The sequence below is a fragment of the Nonlabens arenilitoris genome (assembly GCF_002954765.1).
Lineage (GTDB): Bacteria > Bacteroidota > Bacteroidia > Flavobacteriales > Flavobacteriaceae > Nonlabens > Nonlabens arenilitoris.
The window spans coordinates 3,197,781-3,215,853 of the sequence record NZ_MTPW01000001.1 but is presented as its reverse complement, the minus strand read 5'-3'; the positions used below and the strand labels follow the sequence as shown (position 1 = coordinate 3,215,853).

Annotated in this window: 20 protein-coding genes; 1 reads left to right on the top strand and 19 read right to left on the bottom strand. The window is 34.6% G+C overall.

Features of this window, described 5'->3' with window-relative positions; all coding sequences use genetic code 11:
• Positions 1–80 precede the first annotated feature (80 nt).
• The 16 genes from BST92_RS14420 to BST92_RS14350 form a co-directional block, all read right to left on the bottom strand.
• Positions 81–1,262 (bottom strand): aspartate aminotransferase family protein, encoded by a 1,182-nt coding sequence (locus BST92_RS14420; RefSeq protein ID WP_105072094.1) that lies wholly within the window; start codon positions 1,260–1,262, stop codon positions 81–83.
• 2 nt (positions 1,263–1,264) lie between these two features.
• Entirely contained in the window at positions 1,265–2,065 is an 801-nt protein-coding gene (locus BST92_RS15300; RefSeq protein ID WP_245910958.1) for a hypothetical protein, read from the bottom strand.
• A 272-nt stretch (positions 2,066–2,337) separates the two neighbouring features.
• Positions 2,338–2,976, bottom strand: coding sequence for an OstA-like protein (locus BST92_RS15295; protein WP_245910956.1), 639 nt, complete (start codon positions 2,974–2,976; stop codon positions 2,338–2,340).
• A gap of 138 nt (positions 2,977–3,114) precedes the next feature.
• Positions 3,115–3,837: a hypothetical protein gene (locus BST92_RS14410; protein WP_105072093.1), complete on the bottom strand. Its 723-nt coding sequence runs from the start codon at positions 3,835–3,837 to the stop codon at positions 3,115–3,117.
• Positions 3,838–4,025: 188 nt separating this feature from the next.
• The gene (locus BST92_RS14405; protein ID WP_105072092.1) at positions 4,026–4,787 is read right to left on the bottom strand and encodes a hypothetical protein; all 762 of its coding nucleotides are present in this window, start codon (positions 4,785–4,787) and stop codon (positions 4,026–4,028) included.
• Positions 4,788–4,859: 72 nt separating this feature from the next.
• Positions 4,860–5,099, bottom strand: a complete 240-nt coding sequence (locus BST92_RS14400) for a DUF6095 family protein (RefSeq protein ID WP_105072091.1) — start codon at positions 5,097–5,099, stop codon at positions 4,860–4,862.
• The gene (gene murQ / locus BST92_RS14395) at positions 5,099–5,911 is read right to left on the bottom strand and encodes an N-acetylmuramic acid 6-phosphate etherase (protein WP_105072090.1); all 813 of its coding nucleotides are present in this window, start codon (positions 5,909–5,911) and stop codon (positions 5,099–5,101) included. Before murQ ends, BST92_RS14400 begins: the two co-directional genes overlap by 1 nt.
• A 2-nt stretch (positions 5,912–5,913) precedes the next feature.
• Entirely contained in the window at positions 5,914–7,068 is a 1,155-nt protein-coding gene (gene ribB / locus BST92_RS14390) for a 3,4-dihydroxy-2-butanone-4-phosphate synthase (RefSeq protein WP_105072089.1), read from the bottom strand.
• Between the two features lie 30 nt (positions 7,069–7,098).
• A complete protein-coding gene (locus BST92_RS14385) occupies positions 7,099–8,520 on the bottom strand; it encodes an LptF/LptG family permease (protein WP_281257028.1) in 1,422 nt (473 codons plus the stop codon).
• A 25-nt stretch (positions 8,521–8,545) separates the two neighbouring features.
• Complete coding sequence (gene lolA1 / locus BST92_RS14380) at positions 8,546–9,184, bottom strand: outer membrane lipoprotein periplasmic chaperone LolA1 (protein ID WP_105072087.1); 639 nt, start codon at positions 9,182–9,184, stop codon at positions 8,546–8,548.
• Between the two features lie 4 nt (positions 9,185–9,188).
• Entirely contained in the window at positions 9,189–11,618 is a 2,430-nt protein-coding gene (locus BST92_RS14375; protein WP_105072086.1) for an FtsK/SpoIIIE family DNA translocase, read from the bottom strand.
• A 134-nt stretch (positions 11,619–11,752) separates the two neighbouring features.
• Complete coding sequence (locus BST92_RS14370; protein ID WP_105072085.1) at positions 11,753–12,133, bottom strand: diacylglycerol kinase; 381 nt, start codon at positions 12,131–12,133, stop codon at positions 11,753–11,755.
• Positions 12,134–12,634, bottom strand: a complete 501-nt coding sequence (gene tpx / locus BST92_RS14365; RefSeq protein ID WP_105072084.1) for a thiol peroxidase — start codon at positions 12,632–12,634, stop codon at positions 12,134–12,136. It lies immediately after the preceding gene.
• A 4-nt stretch (positions 12,635–12,638) separates the two neighbouring features.
• Positions 12,639–13,178: an NADPH-dependent FMN reductase gene (locus BST92_RS14360; RefSeq protein ID WP_105072083.1), complete on the bottom strand. Its 540-nt coding sequence runs from the start codon at positions 13,176–13,178 to the stop codon at positions 12,639–12,641.
• 82 nt (positions 13,179–13,260) lie between these two features.
• Complete coding sequence (locus BST92_RS14355; protein WP_105072082.1) at positions 13,261–13,920, bottom strand: hypothetical protein; 660 nt, start codon at positions 13,918–13,920, stop codon at positions 13,261–13,263.
• Positions 13,920–14,369, bottom strand: coding sequence for a c-type cytochrome (locus tag BST92_RS14350; RefSeq protein WP_245910952.1), 450 nt, complete (start codon positions 14,367–14,369; stop codon positions 13,920–13,922). Before BST92_RS14350 ends, BST92_RS14355 begins: the two co-directional genes overlap by 1 nt.
• 203 nt (positions 14,370–14,572) lie before the next feature.
• On the opposite strand from BST92_RS14350, the gene BST92_RS14345 reads away from it, so the two are divergent.
• Positions 14,573–15,511 carry a hydrogen peroxide-inducible genes activator gene (locus tag BST92_RS14345; protein ID WP_105072081.1) on the top strand — a complete coding sequence of 313 codons (939 nt, stop codon included), beginning with the start codon at positions 14,573–14,575 and terminating at the stop codon, positions 15,509–15,511.
• 93 nt (positions 15,512–15,604) lie between these two features.
• On the opposite strand, the gene BST92_RS14340 is transcribed toward BST92_RS14345, so the two are convergent.
• The 3 genes from BST92_RS14340 to BST92_RS14330 form a co-directional block, all read right to left on the bottom strand.
• Positions 15,605–16,414 (bottom strand): hypothetical protein, encoded by an 810-nt coding sequence (locus tag BST92_RS14340; RefSeq protein WP_146105170.1) that lies wholly within the window; start codon positions 16,412–16,414, stop codon positions 15,605–15,607.
• A 151-nt stretch (positions 16,415–16,565) separates the two neighbouring features.
• A complete protein-coding gene (locus tag BST92_RS14335; protein ID WP_211292509.1) occupies positions 16,566–17,390 on the bottom strand; it encodes a hypothetical protein in 825 nt (274 codons plus the stop codon).
• A gap of 230 nt (positions 17,391–17,620) precedes the next feature.
• Positions 17,621–18,046 (bottom strand): S1 RNA-binding domain-containing protein, encoded by a 426-nt coding sequence (locus BST92_RS14330; protein ID WP_036584813.1) that lies wholly within the window; start codon positions 18,044–18,046, stop codon positions 17,621–17,623.
• Positions 18,047–18,073: the final 27 nt, after the last annotated feature.

The following is an 18,073-nucleotide window of genomic DNA, read 5'->3' as shown; positions in this document are numbered from 1 at the left end:
AGTTCAAAATATTTGCCATTCTTTCCATTAGAGTTGAAAATCTGTTATAAACATTTTATAAACAGTCTAAAATTCTGTTATTATTTATAAAATTCGTTAATAACTTGATTTAAAATATTGCACGCTTTTTCAATCTCATCTATTGTTATTGTTAGTGGTGGCGTTATTCTTATGGCTCTTTTTTCAAAGAGTAGTAAAAAGAAAATAACACCACGGTTGCGACATTCATCAACTATGGCTGCAGTGTGTTGATCATCTGACAGTATGGCTGCTAGCATCAATCCTGTACCTCTTATTTCTAAAATGTGTTTGTTTTTTAAGCTTTCGCGAAAGCGTAATTCTTTAAGGCTTACAGACTTAATAAGGTCTCCTTTTTCCAGTTCAGTCATTGTGGCAAGTGCCGCTGAGGCTATTACTGGATTACCGCCAAATGTGGTGATATGTCCCAACATGGGAGCTTCTTTAAAGTGATTGAGATGTGTAGCACTAGCGGTAAGAGCACCTATGGGTAAACCACCTGCAAGTCCTTTACCAGTAATCACCATATCTGGAATAATATCATGCTGGGTGAAATAAAACATTGTGCCTGTACGGCCCATTCCGGGCTGTATTTCATCTATAATAAGTAAAGCACCTGTTTGATTACATTTTGCCTTTAATGATTTTAACCACGACGCGTGTGGAATTATAAAACCAGCGCCGCCTTGAATCGACTCTATGATTACTGCAGCAGTTTGGGAAGTAATTAAATTTAATTGAGACATACAATTAAACTTAATGTGTTTTATTTGAGGTATTAATGGTCTAAAAGGTGCCTTGCGCTCTTCATAGTCCATTAAACTTAAAGATCCCATGGTGTTACCATGATATGCATGTTGCATAGAGATCAATTCACTTCTACCGGTTACTCTACGTGCTAGCTTTATAGCTGCTTCCATAGCTTCTGTACCACTGTTGACCAGGTAGGTCATTTGGAGTGGTTCAGGCATGTGTTGTGCTATTTTTTTACACAGCTCGACTGCTGGTTCTTGAGCATATTCTCCATAGACCATCACGTGCATGTATAAGTCTACTTGTTTTTTAATGGCGGTAGTGACCGCTGGATGACAATGTCCTAGTGGTAATGCACTGACTCCTGCCACACAATCTAAGTATTTATTTCCGTGGACATCATAAATGTAATTTCCACGCGCATGCGATACCTCAAGAGCTGGAGCAAATGGGGTAGTAGGAGCTTGATATTGAAAAAAGTCTTTCTTCAATGTTATTTCTTTTTACCTATTAATTGTTGATCTTCTTTTTTATCAATTAACTTTTTATCCTTCAATCGTGAGTTTTCGTTAATTTGAGAAGAGTTGTTCTCATCAAAGAAATCTTCTTCTTGTAAAGGCAGCGGTAGCCCTTGAATTTTTGTAAGTACCGGTTTAGGTTTCCCCATAAATAGATCATCTACAGAATTGAGCTGTTCTTCACCTCGCCAATTGAAGCCTCTTAACCTTCTAGCGTTTTCAGGAAGCTCATCAGGTGGAATGGTTTCATCTTTAGGATTCCCGATAGGTTTTATAATGGCAATATCACCATTTTTAAAGGTGATTTCTAACTTACTACTGGTCCCTTTATTAATCCCAACTAGTTCATCAGATTCATTAGAAACATACAATAGATTTTCTACATTCTTATCTATTTTTACTTTATTTAATTCATTGTCCTTAAATAATCCTATGAGTTCTTTACCTTTTATCTGGTTATAACCATCATGAATGGTATCCTTATCAACTATAAAGGCATTATAAAACACTCTTAAAGAATCTAGTTTTTCTGTTTCTACATTGCTTTGTAGATGAATTGAATCTCCTGTTATTTGACTTTTACCACTCCATAAAACAGGTTTTTTTATCATTTTAGTAAGTCCAGTAGATTGCCTGGTGTGAATAGAGTCACAACGACCGCTTAAATCACTTTTAAAAAGTCTTACGTCTCTAAAACCTCGTACAATGCGATTATCTTCTGGACCTGTTACCATTAGAGTATCTGCATGTATGTATACAGAATCTGCCTCTTGCAACGATATAGCAACAGCTCTTTTTGTTATAAAAACAGAATCTTTGTCTCTAAAGACTTCGGCATAATGGCCTTTAATAATAGAATTATTTATGGTGTCTGTTACGACTATATTATTTGTCGCGCTAGCAAAATTAGTGACACGATTAAAGTATAAACTATCTCCAGTAACAGTTCTATTATTATAATCTATTTTAGATTTTTTTACAAAATGTCCATAGTCATTGCGTGTATCATAAAAACCACGTTCACAATAGACGGTACTCGCTTTACCTTTTATGGTCGATGGACCATATAAATAAGCATGTCCCGTTTCAGTATAAAATTTACCTGACTAGAATTAATGGTATAATCTGGATTGACAATTACTACATCATCGATGAATTGATATTTTTTTTCTTGCATAAAAAAACGTCCCACACGACTGGTAAGTGTGCTAGCCGTATCTTTTACAGTTCCACCGCTTCTATAATAAGCTTGTTGTTTATTACGATCAAAGTATAAGGTATCTGTAGATAAAGTGGTCTCTGGACTGCGCATATTCACTTTACCTGCTGCAAAGGCTAATTGAGTATTACCATTGTACTCTGCATATTTTGAATTCATAAGAACGCTGTCGCCTTGATTCATACGTACAGAGCCTAGAGCTCTTAAAAAATTGTCTTTTTTATAAAAAACAGCCTGGTCACACCACATTTTAATACCTTGATGTACAACATAGACTTGTTGGGCATCAGATTTTGCATATATAATAGCGTCCGGATAATTTTCTTCATCAATGAACTGATATTCAGAAATTACATTAATGATAGAATCATTTTCAGTAGGAGCTAGGTCATTACTTTTTAATGGTATATCCTGACTAAAACCAAGAAATGATATAACAAATATTAGAGAGCTAATTATAATTTTCAATAGAATTGATTTTAACATACAAAGTTACTAAAACGATGCCATGATTATTTAATTAACGGATAATCTTGATTTATTATTATTAAATATAGCGCAAAAAAAAAGCGCTCCATTTGGAGCGCTTTTTTTTAAAAGTATGTTCTAGTTATCTTGAACTTCTCCACAATCATCTTGACAGAATGTGTTAGATTTTGCAGTATCACTAAGACCTAATTGTTCACCATCTACCCATACACCTACACAACGATCTACACAACCATTATCTTTTAAAGTATACATTACTACATAAGCAGCAAGACAAGTACAGTCAGGTAAACAGTTATCTCTAAATCTATAAGTTACACCGGTACGTCTTCCAGAAAAACAATTTCTAATGTTAAAAGCACATACATCTGGGATACCATTAACTAAAGGCGTTAAGCTACAATCACCTACAACATTCATAGAGATAGAAGAAATGTACCATCCTGGAGCAGCGGTATATTTAAAATCAAATTTAGTGTTACTGATTCCTTCACCATTATTATCGTTAAACTTTGTTACTTCAAAGTTACCAACAGTACCAGTACCTGGTAAATTGATGTCTCTTACTAAACATGCTCCGAAATCTGGATCTTCAATAAGAAATTTTTCTTCTCCAATAGTACTGATCGATTCAATAGGTAAAGGATAAACAGATTCTTCTGGATTTAATTCACTAGGTAAAACGTCACGACTAATAGCTATGTTTTGCATAAAATCAACAAATTCAGCTTCAGTCATCTTATCGATATTTTGAGCTTCATATTGATCTACGTTTGCGTCTTCAGTGGAACAAGCTGCTGCTATAATTCCTAATACAAAAAAAGTAAATATTTTTTTCATGTTCCTATTAATTTGAGGTACACAAAACTACTCCTATTTAATAGCACTTCTGAAAATTCTGTTAAGTTTTCGCTATCGGGACTTTAATAATCGTTAACAAACACTTATTTCTTTATGCGTTTCATTGTCAATCTGTTAATGATTCTCTTAATCTGATTTTAAACACCACTTGTCGATTGCTTAAAGTGTTACAATTGAAAATAATGCCAATATATTTCATTTTCATAATTTTCTTCGGTAGTAAATGAAGATTTCATCACTTGTTCAATTCCATTAGAATCTTTTTCTGTAGCTATAACAGTATATTTAACTACATTCCATCCTTTCTTTAAAGTGATATTATATTCTCTCGTTGATTCTTTGATGACCTCACCAGATGCATTTACTTCAATAGGTAATTTATTATTTCCACGTATACTTGTTTTACCGTCACAATATAGCCACATATAAAAATGACCTTTTATAGGTTCATGTTTTTCTGGATTAATGTTATAGGTAATAAATTCTTTAGAGGATCCGGGAAATATGCGTCCTGTTCTAACGCCATCTTCATACGTTTCAAACCCGTAATATTTACCTGCTAAAGCAATGTTTACATCTGGATTAGAAATGGTAAGATTTTCTAATGGACTGAAAATATCTTCTATTCCTATGGAACTTAATTCATAAGCAGCGTCGCTTAAGGAGTTGTAATCGTCAAATGCTTTTTGAGACGTCTTATTAAATTCATTTGGTAACTCAATTATCAAGGTTCCACTTTCATCTATGCTACCTTTAAATAAAGGATCTACAAAAAAGCCCATGATATTCACTTGCGCATCATGGCCTTCATAATCCATCACATTGCCAGTAATTTTATAAGAAGTCTCTTTCGTGGTCGCAGATTGATCTTTACAAGAGATAGAAAGTAATAAGATTGTTATTAATAGAACTGTATTTAATCTAAGCATTGTGTTGGTCATTTTACGCTTACGCGAAAGCAGAATTGAATATCTATTGTTAACGATCAAATAAAAAAAATATTATCTTCTTTTATCTGTTTTAAACATGGAGTCTAATATTGTATTGATTCCTTGAAAAATAAAAACCACTGCTAATATGCAAAATGCAATTCCTGGCATTAAAAAAATGATAGGATGATCACTTCCTGCACCTAAATAAGTTAAAATAGGTCCAGCGATTAAAAATGGTATTGCGGTTAATAGTCTAGTGATCCCTTTACCTAGAACTTCTTTATCAGTAGATGGTTGTTGCTGGTCCATTAACAGCTCTCTATATGGTTAACAGCAGATCGTACACTACCATATTCTAGCAATGCTTTGTGAGCATTATCATAATTGATCCCAGTTTGTTCCATAATCATTCTAGTACCACGATCAACCAGTTTATCATTACTCAATTGCATGTCTACCATTTTATTACCCTTAATGTGACCTAATTTTATCATTACCGTTGTACTTATCATATTTAGAATCATTTTTTGAGCGGTACCAGCCTTCATACGACTACTACCAGTTACAAATTCTGGTCCTACAATAGGTGTAATAGGGAATTGTGCCTCAACAGCGATAGGGCTATTATTATTACAAGTAATAGCTCCTGTAGTTATGTTTAATTGATTACAGCTTTGTAAACCGCCTAATACGTAGGGTGTCGTACCACTAGCTGCGATACCTAGGACTGTATCATTGTCATTAACGGAATGCTCTTGAAGATCCTTAATGGCTTGTTTAGAATCATCTTCTGCGTTCTCAACAGCATGTCTAATGGCTGTATCGCCACCTGCAATAAGGCCTATGATTTTTTCTGGTGAAACACCAAAAGTAGGAGGACATTCACTTGCGTCTAGTATTCCTAATCTACCACTAGTTCCTGCACCTATATAAAATAGACGACCACCAGTTTTCATCTTATTAACTATAACTTCTACAAAAGATTCTATTTGAGGAATCACTTGCTGTACTGCGAGAGCTACTTTTTGATCTTCACGATTGATGTTATTGAGCAAATCTATCGTGGACATGTTTTCTAGTCCATCATATAAGGAGTCTTGCTCTGTAGTTTTAGTAAACATGTTTAATAGCTTATGGTTTCAGTAATTTCTAGACCATAACCTATCATACCTATTCGCTTGCTTTGCTCACTGTTAGTTAACAGTTTTAATTTTGAGATTTTTAAATCATGTAAAATTTGAGCACCTATACCGTAATCTCTATTATCTAAATTCTTACGCGGCGCTTTTACCTCGCCATTTTCTTGTAACGCTTTTAATTGTTCTAATCTACTCAACATATTTTCTGGTTGAAATTGTTGATTAATGAATACAATTGCTCCTTTACCTTCTTTATTCAAACGTTCAAACATGGCGTCTAATTTACGATCTGCCTCAGAGGTAAGCGTACTAAATAAGTCATTGTTTACCTGTGTAGAATTCATACGGGTGAGCACTTCTTCATTTTCATCCCAATCACCTAAAGTTAAAGCGAGATGTATTTGTTGATTAGTAGTTTGTTGATAAGCTCTTAATCTATATTCACCAAAACGGGTACGTAGATTAAAGTCTTCTTTCTTTTCTATGAGACTATCGTTTTTCATACGATAAGCAACTAAGTCTTCAATAGAGACCAGTTTAACGTCAAACTTTTTTGCGACTTCTATTAATTGTGGAAGGCGAGCCATGGTTCCATCTTCATTCATGATTTCTACAATCACACCAGCAGGTTCATGTCCAGCTAATCTTGCAAAATCAATAGCAGCTTCAGTATGACCAGTTCTTCTTAAAACGCCACCGTCACGAGCTCTTAAAGGAAAGATATGACCTGGTTTACTTAAGTCATGACTTCTCGTGTCTTTGTGAATCATCGCTTGTATAGTTTTTGCTCTATCGCTAGCACTTATACCAGTAGTTACACCATGACCTCTTAAATCAACAGAAACTGTAAATGCAGTTTCCATAGGATCAGAATTATTTGTAACCATCATGTCTAACTCTAATTCTTTACAACGCGATTCAGTGATAGGCATGCATATTAATCCACGACCATGAGTAGCCATAAAATTGATCATTTCAGGAGTAACAGATTGTGCAGAAGCTAAAAAGTCACCTTCATTTTCCCTGTTTTCATCATCTACAACAATGATAACTTTCCCCTTTTTGATATCCTCAATGGCATCTTCAATAGAGTCCAGTTTAAATGAGGTGTTTTTTTGAATTGCTGTACTCGCAGTCATAGGTCTTGATCTTTTGTACAAAGATAAGAATTAGACTGCTGTGCTAGGATTCTTTGGCTTTTTTTTAAACCTAGATAGTAAGGATTCTACCGCGCCACCTAAATCAAAGAATCCTTGATCTGTGGTAGCTCTGTAGGTAAGTAGTATCCCTAATGGGAAAATAATTAATGTGCCCATCCATGCGCCTACCCAAGTAGGAAAGGCACCTTCTACAGCGGCTTTCTCGGCAAAAATATTGATGAAATGGTAGGATAAGAAGAATAAAGTAGCAATCACTAGCGGTAATCCCATGCCACCTTTTCTTATAATGGCACCTAGTGGCGCACCTATAAAAAACAAAATAATACAGGCCGCTCCTAGAACAAATTTTTTCTGTATTTCAATCTCATGTTTAGCAATACGCTTAGATTCTTCACCTAATTGAAACATTCTATTTTCTAAGGTAGACCGTTGCTGTTTTAATTTATTGATGGTATTCTCAATAGTTCGTCGTTGATCGTATATCTTCAATTCGCTTATAAAATTGTCCTTAATGTCTCCAGCAATAATGGTATCGGGTATTCTGGATTTCATCAATTCTGGAGCCCACTTTTTATGTTGTGCCTTGTGATATAAAGATAGGTTGTCGTTAAACTTAGTTGTGAATGAATCGATACTGGTTTGCAATTCATGAATCTTAAGCATGCGATGATTATCAGTAACATCTGCCTTATTGAGATCTACATTGTTTAATCCAGACACATCGACATTAAGTGTGTAAGTATCAAAATAACTGCGTACAAACGGAGAACTTCTTCTTTTTTGAGCATTTTCTGGGAATAGGTCATCATAATAATTACCATCAGTCAATACCAGCTGTATAATATTAGATTTTAAAGAGCTCTTCAATTCACCTTTTCTACTTTTAATTACGGTAAAGTTACCGTTGCGTTTTGGATTTTTTTTATGGATTAAAACATTATCCAGATACTGCCCACGATCACCAGATTTTTGATCTACTTTAATATTGATGTCTCCTAACTGATTGAAGTTCCCAACACCTATAGCCATTGCTGGTTTACTGTTAACTATATTGCGTCTTAAATTTCCTTGTTTAAAATGTCCCCATGGAATTACTGTGTTTGCAAAGAAAAAGGAGGTAACTCCCAAAGTACCTACGACTATAATTAAGGATCGCATGGCACGCTGTAAAGAGATACCATTTGATTTCATGGCAGCAAACTCATAATTTTCGGCCATATTACCGAAAACCATAATCGAAGCCAGAATAATACTTAAGGGTAGGGCTAGAGGTACAATTACAGGAATGGTGTACATCATAAATTTAGCTATGGTAATCATATCTAAATCTTTACCTGCAAGATCTTTAATGTAAAGCCATATGGCTTGTAGGATAAGAATAAACATAATGACAATAAAGACGCTTAAAAACGTCTTTATAAATGAAGTCAATATGTATCTATCCAGTATTTTCAAGTTAGTCTAGATTCTCTATGTCCCAACCATCATAATCTTTAGGATCAAAGTAGAAACACTTCTTTGATAAAGGCTGATTAGTCTTAAGTGATAATAAGGTAAAAGTAGCTTTGGTACCACTCACTTCAGTTACAATAGCATTATAAATGTGCTTTGTATTAATGTCTATACCTAATAATACTTGTTTATATTCAGAATCTGATTTAATAGGTGTTAACTTAATGTATTGGATCTTACGACCTCTTACATTTTGCTCAATATCCCATTCTGCACGGTATCCTTTTTCGTAAAATGTCAAGATATTAGTTGGAGAGATCAGTCCATCTTCTTTATCAGTTTGATTAGAAATGGTTACTTGCTCATCTTCACGATTAATAACATAAAGTTTGTCACCGTTAAAAACATAAGTGCTTCCTAAAAATTCTACGTTATAATTCTCTCCACTTAAGGTCGCTTCTCCTTGAACGTCCATGTTCAATTGTGATCTTGAATTCTGTAAGTTACCTTTATAAGTAAACACTACATTCTCATAACTCTTAAACTTAGTCGCTACTTCTTTTAAAAGCTGTTCTGCTTTTGACGATTGTGCGTTACTTATGGAAGCAACGGATAATAGTAATAAAATGAAAATCTTTTTCATGGTCTTAACCTTTGTTTTTTTCTTCGTTTAAAAATACCTCTAGAGATGCAAGATCTGGAATTAACACCTGTCTAGCCTTACTACCTTCAAAACCACCTACAATTCCAGCGGCCTCTAATTGATCAATAATACGACCAGCTCTATTGTAACCCAATTTTAATTTACGTTGCAATAATGAGGCACTACCTTGTTGTGCGATAACGAGCACTTCTGCAGCTTCTCTGAACTTACTATCTCTTTCGTCTATGCTTATATCAAGACTTGTGCCACCTTCTTCACCTACATATTCAGGCAGTAAATAAGCATCAGGATAAGCTTTTTGCGAGCCTATAAAATCGGTAATTTTTTCAACTTCTGGAGTGTCTACAAAGGCACATTGTATTCTTATAATTTCATTACCAGATGTATACAGCATATCTCCACGTCCTATAAGTTGATCTGCACCACCACTATCTAGTATCGTTCTAGAATCCACTTTTTGTTGTACTCTAAAAGAAACACGAGCAGGGAAGTTTGCTTTAATCATACCTGTAATGACATTTACAGATGGTCGTTGTGTCGCGATAATTAAATGAATCCCAATGGCACGTGCCAGTTGTGCTAGTCGGGCTATAGGAGTTTCAACTTCTTTTCCAGCGGTCATAATTAGATCTGCAAACTCATCGACTACCAGTACGATATATGGAAGAAATTTGTGACCGTTTGCTGGGTTTAACTTTCTTGCTTTAAACTTTGCATTATACTCCTTAATATTACGACACATCGCTTCTTTTAGGATGTCATATCGTTGATCCATCTCAATACATAAACTATTAAGAGTATTGATCACTAACGAATTGTCTGTAATAATCGCCTCACCGCTATCAGGTAGTTTTGCTAGGTAATGGCGTTCAATTTTATTAAATAGAGTTAATTCTACTTTTTTAGGATCTACTAGTACAAATTTTACCTCAGCAGGATGCTTAGAGTAGAGTAGGGAAGTTAAAACTGCATTGAGACCTACGGACTTACCTTGACCTGTCGCACCAGCCATAAGTAAGTGAGGCATTTTTGCAAGATCTACAACAAAAGTTTCATTACTAATCGTTTTCCCAAAGGCGATCGGTAATTCCATTTCAGCTTTTTGAAACTTAGGTGACGCGATAACAGATCGCATGGATACGATAGAAGGATTTTGATTAGGAACCTCAATACCTATAGTCCCTTTACCAGGTATAGGAGCAATAATACGTATACCTAGTGCCGCTAGCGATAATGCGATATCATCTTCTAAGTTTTTAATTTTTGAAATACGTACACCAGCCTCAGGTACAATTTCATATAAAGTAACCGTTGGTCCTATTGTTGCGGTAATTTTGGCAATACCTATTTTATAATTGTTGAGTGTTTCAACAATTTTTAATTTATTAGCTTGTAATTCCTCCTCATTTATAGTGATGGTTTTACCTTGCGAATAATCTTTAAGTAGTTCTAGAGGTGGAAATTTAAAATTACTCAACTCAAGTGTTGGGTCAAATTCGCCAAAATCCTCAACTATTTTTTCTGCCTTACTATTAATATCCTCGTCCTCATCAATAACAGCATTAATTTCAACATCTACATCGTCCTCATCTGTTTTAGGAATCGTTTTTAAAACAGGTTCAGGAATAATTTCTGGTTCTGGAATGATCTCAGGTTCTGAAATGCTAACTTCCATTTCTTCAGTGATAATAGGAGCAGGCTTTACCACATCTTCTACCGCTTTTTGACCTTCAATAGTTGCTTTTTCCCAGTCTTGTTCTTCATCAGACGCTACTAAGTCCGGCTCAAAGCTATCTTTTACTTCACTAGCTTTTTTATTAAAATAAGCACTTACTTTTTCAGGCGTTATATTTAAGCGCAATACCATGTAGATGATAGCCAGTATAATCATTACCACTATGGTACCTAGCAGTCCTATATAATCTTGTAGAAAGTCATTTAATTCCATTCCTACTTTACCACCTAGTAAAGGGTTAGAGGCATGAAAAAAGCCCATAGTCATGGACAGCCATAACATTAATAATAATCCCCAAAACCATAGATTGAGGATACGCTTTCGCGAAAGCGTAAATACATCCTTCTTTGGAGCAAATAAGAATATACCAGTTATAATGATTAATACCGGTATCGATAGTGCAGCTATACCAAAGCCATCATAGATAAAAAAATCACTTAAACCAGCGCCTATTTTACTAAGCCAGTTTTGAGCGACGATCTCACGGTCAGAGATGTTGCCCAATATACTTTGATCTTCACGCCATGTAAAAAAGAAAGAGATAAATGAAAATAAAAGGATAACACCTAGTCCCATCAATAATAATCCTATAATGACCTCTTGCCTTCTGCTTAATGTAAAGCTAGGTATTAGTGGTTTTTTAGGAGATTTAGGTTTGGTGATTTTCTTTTTGGCCATATACTTAGGTGAACGCACAAAAATAACAATATTGTACTCTTATCAATAGATAGTTATCAGTTAATAATTAACGAAGATAGGAATAGAATAAAAAATAATTTGATAATTAACTTAAGTAGTTGTCAATTAAAATATTATGAAAATATAAGCTCTTTAAAATAGGGTATATAAATGATCAATCCTATGACTACTGCTGTGATCGCTGTAATAAAAACCGCACCAGCGGCTATATCTTTAATATGACCTATTTTCACATGAAAATCTGGGTGAATAAAATCTGCTATGGCTTCTACTGCAGTATTCATACCTTCTAGACTCATAATAAGGCCTATGGCTATAATTTGAATCATCCACTCTGTGGCGGTAATGTTAAAATAAAATCCTGCAATAGTCATGACCACAGCAATAAAAGCTTGCACTTGAATACTAGCTTCTGTTTTTAATAAGGTCACGGCGCCTTTAAAAGCATAGCCGCAACCTTTTAATCTTTTATGTAAAAATGTACCTAGTGCCAATTATAGTAATGTCTTTAAAGCTGCAAGATAGTTAGGTTCATCTGCAATTTCAGGTACTTGCTCGTTATAAATAACTTTTCCTTCTTCATTAAGTACTACTACTGCTCTAGAATGAAAACCGGCTAACGGTCCAGATGTCATCGTTAATCCATAGTCTTTACCAAAAGATCCATCGATCACATCACTCAAATTAACAACGTTTTCTAATCCTTCATCACTTGCAAATCGCTTTTGTGCAAATGGTGTGTCTCTAGAAATACATAGTACTGCTGTGTTGTCTAGTTCTGTAGCTCTTTTATTGAAGTTTTTTACAGATGTAGCACACACATCAGTATCAACACTAGGGAAGATGTTAAGGATAACTCTTTTACCTTTATAATCACTAAGAGAAGCCTCAGATAAGTCTGCTTTTTTTAGTTTAAAGTCTGGTGCCTGACTTCCTACTTCTGGAAGGGTACCGCTGGTAGATATTTCATTTCCACCTATTGTTATAGTTGCCATAATATTAAAATTTAAGTTGTGATTTTACGTTTTCTATTTTATCGAGTAGTATTGATTTAAGCTCTGCATCTGTAATACCATCTGTGTCATTGAAATTAGACGGGAAATTAGGAAAACTATAAGTGTCTATAACTTCACCATCATTGAATGGTAATCTAGCTTTGGCAATTTCTAAAACACTGGCACCACCACGACCACCAGGTGAACTAGCCATTAAAAATATAGGTTTGTTATGAAAACCTTTTGTACCATCAACACGAGATAACCAGTCAAATAAATTTTTAAAAACGGTTGCATAAGCTCCATTATGCTCTGCTAGCGATATGATTAACAAATCAGATTCTTTAAGAACATTTGAGAATCGTAGCACATCGTTAGGGATTCCCTTTTCAAGCTCTAGGTCCAAACCATATAATGGTATGTCATAATCATTAAGATCAAGTATAGTCGTATTTGGTTGATTGAATAATGAGGCCGTATAAGTAACCAGTTTTTTGTTAATTGAGGATCTACTATTACTACCTGCAAATGCTGTAATCTTCATAAGAATTAAATAATAGGTTAAAAATAGATGTACCTACAGCAATAATGAGTTGGCAAAATGTTAATTTATCTATCAATTGCCATTAACTTAACGGTGGCCATATATTATTCTCGGCTGGATTCTTAGGATTAAAAACAATCCAAAGATGTTCACCTGCTGGTCTACGTAAGTTTGTTTCATCCCACACATTAACATAATCAGTATAATTTCCATCTGGTGTATCAAATTCATAATCGATACGCACCGGATTTCTATTATTAATATGTTGATTCATGTCAATAAAAACATCTAGAATAATACCACGTGTAGGCACACCAGATTTAAGAGCATTCAATTTATGATTAGATTTTTTTATACTCCATCGCAAGATAAAAAGGCCTATTAATGGAAAGATTAACATGGGCCATACACACAAACCTGGAAAAAGAAAAATGCAAAAAATAGCTCCTACTAGAAAAGATGGATTTTTCCAATACCTAATTCTATTCTCATATCCTGGTGCTAGAAATCGTGGTGCCACTGGCGGCTCAGGTAATCTAGGTGTGCCAGGTATGTGAGGCAACTCACCACCACAACTGTTACAATTTGTGGTTAAATCTCGTCGGTTAGAAGAGCTGCACCAGCCGCATTGTAAAACCCAAGGTTCTAATACAGTAATAGGTCCACCACACTTTTTACATTGTAAATGATCGTTATCACACTCAGTAAGGCACCATTCACAGGCTGTTTTTCCATGTTTCATTATAGATAGTAATCTGCATATGCAAGTATAGCATCTATATCGTCATGAGACAATTGTGGAAACGCATTCATATTAGTTTGATTGTACTCATTATAGATTTTAAGCGCATCGGCGTCACCGCTTGCTATTTTTGCTTGTGGATCTTCAATCCACGAATAAATCCAGTCTCGGTCATATTTACTAGATACACCAGCTAGTGCTGGTCCTACGGCACGTTTGTTAGGTTTATGGCATGTGGCACAATTTGCTTTAAATAAATTTTGTCCTAGTAATTGTTGTTCATTGAACTGTGGTTTAGGTGGTAAATCTGGACCAGTTTGTATGGCTAGGTCGTTTTGATAGGACGTCGCAGTGTGATCTACGTAAAGTACAACTCCAGCACATATTCCTACAGCAAGGATCATAAAAGTAAAGGTGTAAGCGATGATTTTAGTTAATGGTTCTAGCATAATTTTATATTTATAACGTGTCTTTTATCACACCTTTTTATTCTTTAAAAACCTTATTGTTAATCTTTTAGTACGCTTACGCGAAAGCATTATTAAAGAGCCTATTAAAAATACGACCCAAACGTTAAATAGACCAGAAAAAAGGAAGTTTTTACAATAGAGAAATCACATAGGATCATTTATTTTTGTTGAAAATATCTATAATGACTATTACCCAACTGAAATACGTTCTTGCTGTAGCACAATATCAAAATTTTACTAAGGCAGCAGAGAAGGTTTTTGTGACGCAACCTACCTTAAGTATGCAAATTCAAAAACTGGAAGACGAGTTAGATATTCAGATATTTGACCGTTCTAAAAAGCCTATTGAACTTACTGAAACAGGAAAGAAAATCGTGAATCAAGCGCGTAATATTGTCAATGAAAGTGACCGTATACAAGATATAGTTGATCAAGAAAAAGGTTATATAGGTGGTGAATTTAAAATAGGAGTGATCCCTACAGTGATGCCTACATTGTTGCCTATGTTTTTGCGCAATTTTGTCAATAAATATCCAAAGGTTAAACTGCGTATTGAAGAGTTGACTACAGACAGTATTATAGATGCATTACAAGACGGTAGTATCGATGCAGCCATTGCAGCAACACCTCTTAATAATGACATGATTAAAGAACGCATTTTATACTATGAGCCTTTTGTAGTGTATGATCCTAGATATGCTACTCAAGAAAAATCTAAAATAAAGGTTGAAGATCTTAATGCAGATGAGCTTTTACTATTAGAAGATGGACATTGTTTTAAAGACAGTGTGCTTAATCTATGTCGCAACACCAGAGATACTGAAGACGAACATTTCATGCTAGAAAGTGGTAGTTTTGAAACACTTATAAAACTAGCAGATGAAGGTCTAGGAATGACTTTATTACCTTATTTAAATACCATGGATTTAAGCGATCGTAAAAAAGAAAACCTGCGCTTTTTTGAAGATCCATCACCAGCGCGCGAGGTGAGTTTGATTTACCATCACAGCGAATTGAAATTACAAATCATAGATGCCTTACAAAATGTAATCGCAGGAGTTATAAAAGGTGCCATCGCATTTTCTAACGTACAAATTGTAAGTCCTATTTCAAAAAAGTAAATGAGTCATACATTGTAATAGGTAACTTTTATAGAATTACTAAGCTTACAATCTCGACAATAGAATAAATAGATATTCAGGCAATCGTTGATTTTAGATCTCAGTATATCTTATGTAGACAGATGTTGTTAATTGATCTCGTTTATTAAATATTTCTAGCGAAATCAACTTATCATTTTCATCCTTTTCTTCTATGGTGTAATATCCTTTTTTCTTTTCTAGGGTAATGCCATAGTTGATTCCTTTTGAATCGGCATAATGATCGATACGATGTGTTCTCAATCCTATTTCAACCGTTTTTCTGTTTAATTTCAGGATTCCTTTTCTGTTCGTTTTAAAATATTTTATTTCTTTCCCGTCTTTTGAATATTCATACTTTTCAATTCTTGTCAATCGGTTTGAAGGATTGTACCAGTGTCTAGAAATGATTTGATTAGCATCGTTATACTTTGCTTTAAAACTCAAATAGTATTCTCCGTTCTTTTTGTTATGTAGTGCAGTATTGTTTCCTTGATCATCATAGGTTCTTTTTTGACTGGTAATAGTGTCTCCTTTTCTGATTTGATAATTATGCGTTCTATTACCTTGATCATCATATAAATACACAATGTAGTCTAAGGTGTCTTTTTCTGAAGTTAAAATTGCTTGAACAAATTTTTCTTCTGTGTCTAAAATAGTTACTGTTTTAGATCCTTTATCTAACACAGAAGAAAGTGTGTTGGTGTTAGATAATAGATTCCAATCCTTATCATAATAAGTGACAGATGTTCTATGATCAACGGTGTCCTTCTTTTCATAGACTACAGACTCTATAGTTTTAATATGTTTAGTCTGTGCAGGATATTCTTGAGTATAGCCTTTAAGACTAACCACGCATAAAAAAAGAATGAGGTGAATTTTCAAAATAACTTAAGTATAGAAGCAGTGAATTTACATAAAAGCAGTTTATTCTTACTCTCGTTTTATGCTCTTAAAAATATCAATAAAACATAATCAAACTCCAATTATCTTTTTACAGGTGCTTGGAGCTATTTCTATTTGATTATCAGCAGACTTACTTATTCTTCATCCTCATCTTGATTATGAGTTTTAAGCCATTCTTCCCTTTTTTATCTCTGAAAAAGTCCATCCATACATAATACATCAATTCATCTTGTTCTACAGATACAGAATGACTAGAACCTAACGGAATGTGTAGTACAGAATACTCAGGGAAATCTACCTGTGCATCATCTGCATAAACGGTGCAGTTGTTATCTGATAGGCCTAAAAATAACTGCTCTAACATAGGATGTTCATGTGCACCTACTTGATCTGGTCCAGTCGTTTGTACCGTTCCCATTGCAATTCTTGGGATATATTGATTAGGCAATATGGTACGACTTACCGTGTTAGGGCTCTTTATAGGCTCAGTATAGGATTTACAATCGGTAAACTTTGCATAGTACACCTGTTGTGTGTTTTCTGCAGGAAACTCTTCTAGATCCTTAAGATCTTGATCTGTTAACTGGCTCGATATTTTAAGATAATGTAAAGTGTCTTTTACTGTGGTATGCACCGTAATGGATGGAGCTGCATTAGGCAATAGTATGGTCTCTGGTACGATGTCATAATCCTTATTTGCAGCGTTTACTGTACCATTACCTTTTACAAATAAATAGATGTACTTGAATCCATTTTGCGATTGATCTTCTAGATGATGTTCTCCTGTAAGAGCAATGTGCTCTACATGAATACCTTTTATTTCATTCTCTAAAATGGTTTTGGTGTATGTGTTTTTATCTGGACTGACGTCTAAATATTCTATCGGAATCTCTGATCCACAAGAGGTTAATAATAAAGATCCTAGTAATAACAGTGAGAACAAAATTCTTTTCATCGTACAACCATTTTTAGATTTTAAAAAAGGTACAACTTATCACAGTTCCTAAAGTATGATAAAAGAGTTATATAGTTCAAATAATTGTAGGACAGTTGGTTATCGCTTTCGCGAAAGCGTAATTAAAACATCTTTATCTATTCACAATCTATCGTGGATTACATAAAAATAAAACCCTACCAGTGCTAGCCAGTAGGGTTTAGTATAGGTTTTCATATGGTAGAGATCACTTATTTCTTATCTACCAGCGCCACTTTTTCATCAGAAATGGTAATCAGTTTTTGCTTGTAGAGATGACCTAGGGCTTTCTTATAAGCTTTTTTACTCATATTAAGGTGATAGCGTATATGGTCTGGCGGACTTTTATCTGTTAAGAGTAAATAGCCATAAGGACTCTCGTTGAGCAATGACATCACCTTATCAACATCACTATCGATCACGTTAAGGAAGCCTTGCGGCCTTAGAGAAACGTCAATTTTGCCGTCTTCTCTTATGTTTTTGATATAGCCTGTGTGTTTAGAATTATCTTCTAACTCTACATAAACCTCATTTCTATATAGTAATCCTTCATGGACACCATTGATCATTACCGTGTAACCTAGCGGTGTTTCATTTACGATGATGAGGTCTACTTGATCTCCTACATTAAAATCCATTGCGATACGTTTTTTGAGGCTGTGAAA

Bases quoted from the DNA above. Each gene is read 5' to 3' on its own strand.
- tpx (WP_105072084.1), bottom strand. From the start codon at position 12,634: ATGGCAACTATAACAATAGGTGGAAATGAAATATCTACCAGCGGTACC.
- BST92_RS14405 (WP_105072092.1), bottom strand. From the start codon at position 4,787: ATGCTTAGATTAAATACAGTTCTATTAATAACAATCTTATTACTTTCT.
- BST92_RS14355 (WP_105072082.1), bottom strand. From the start codon at position 13,920: ATGAAACATGGAAAAACAGCCTGTGAATGGTGCCTTACTGAGTGTGAT.
- BST92_RS14360 (WP_105072083.1), bottom strand. From the start codon at position 13,178: ATGAAGATTACAGCATTTGCAGGTAGTAATAGTAGATCCTCAATTAAC.
- BST92_RS14330 (WP_036584813.1), bottom strand. From the start codon at position 18,046: ATGGATTTTAATGTAGGAGATCAAGTAGACCTCATCATCGTAAATGAA.
- BST92_RS14350 (WP_245910952.1), bottom strand. From the start codon at position 14,369: ATGCTAGAACCATTAACTAAAATCATCGCTTACACCTTTACTTTTATG.
- BST92_RS14345 (WP_105072081.1), top strand. From the start codon at position 14,573: ATGACTATTACCCAACTGAAATACGTTCTTGCTGTAGCACAATATCAA.
- BST92_RS14410 (WP_105072093.1), bottom strand. From the start codon at position 3,837: ATGAAAAAAATATTTACTTTTTTTGTATTAGGAATTATAGCAGCAGCT.
- ribB (WP_105072089.1), bottom strand. From the start codon at position 7,068: ATGACTGCGAGTACAGCAATTCAAAAAAACACCTCATTTAAACTGGAC.
- BST92_RS14335 (WP_211292509.1), bottom strand. From the start codon at position 17,390: ATGAAAAGAATTTTGTTCTCACTGTTATTACTAGGATCTTTATTATTA.
- murQ (WP_105072090.1), bottom strand. From the start codon at position 5,911: ATGTTTACTAAAACTACAGAGCAAGACTCCTTATATGATGGACTAGAA.
- BST92_RS14375 (WP_105072086.1), bottom strand. From the start codon at position 11,618: ATGGCCAAAAAGAAAATCACCAAACCTAAATCTCCTAAAAAACCACTA.
- BST92_RS14400 (WP_105072091.1), bottom strand. From the start codon at position 5,099: ATGGACCAGCAACAACCATCTACTGATAAAGAAGTTCTAGGTAAAGGG.
- lolA1 (WP_105072087.1), bottom strand. From the start codon at position 9,184: ATGAAAAAGATTTTCATTTTATTACTATTATCCGTTGCTTCCATAAGT.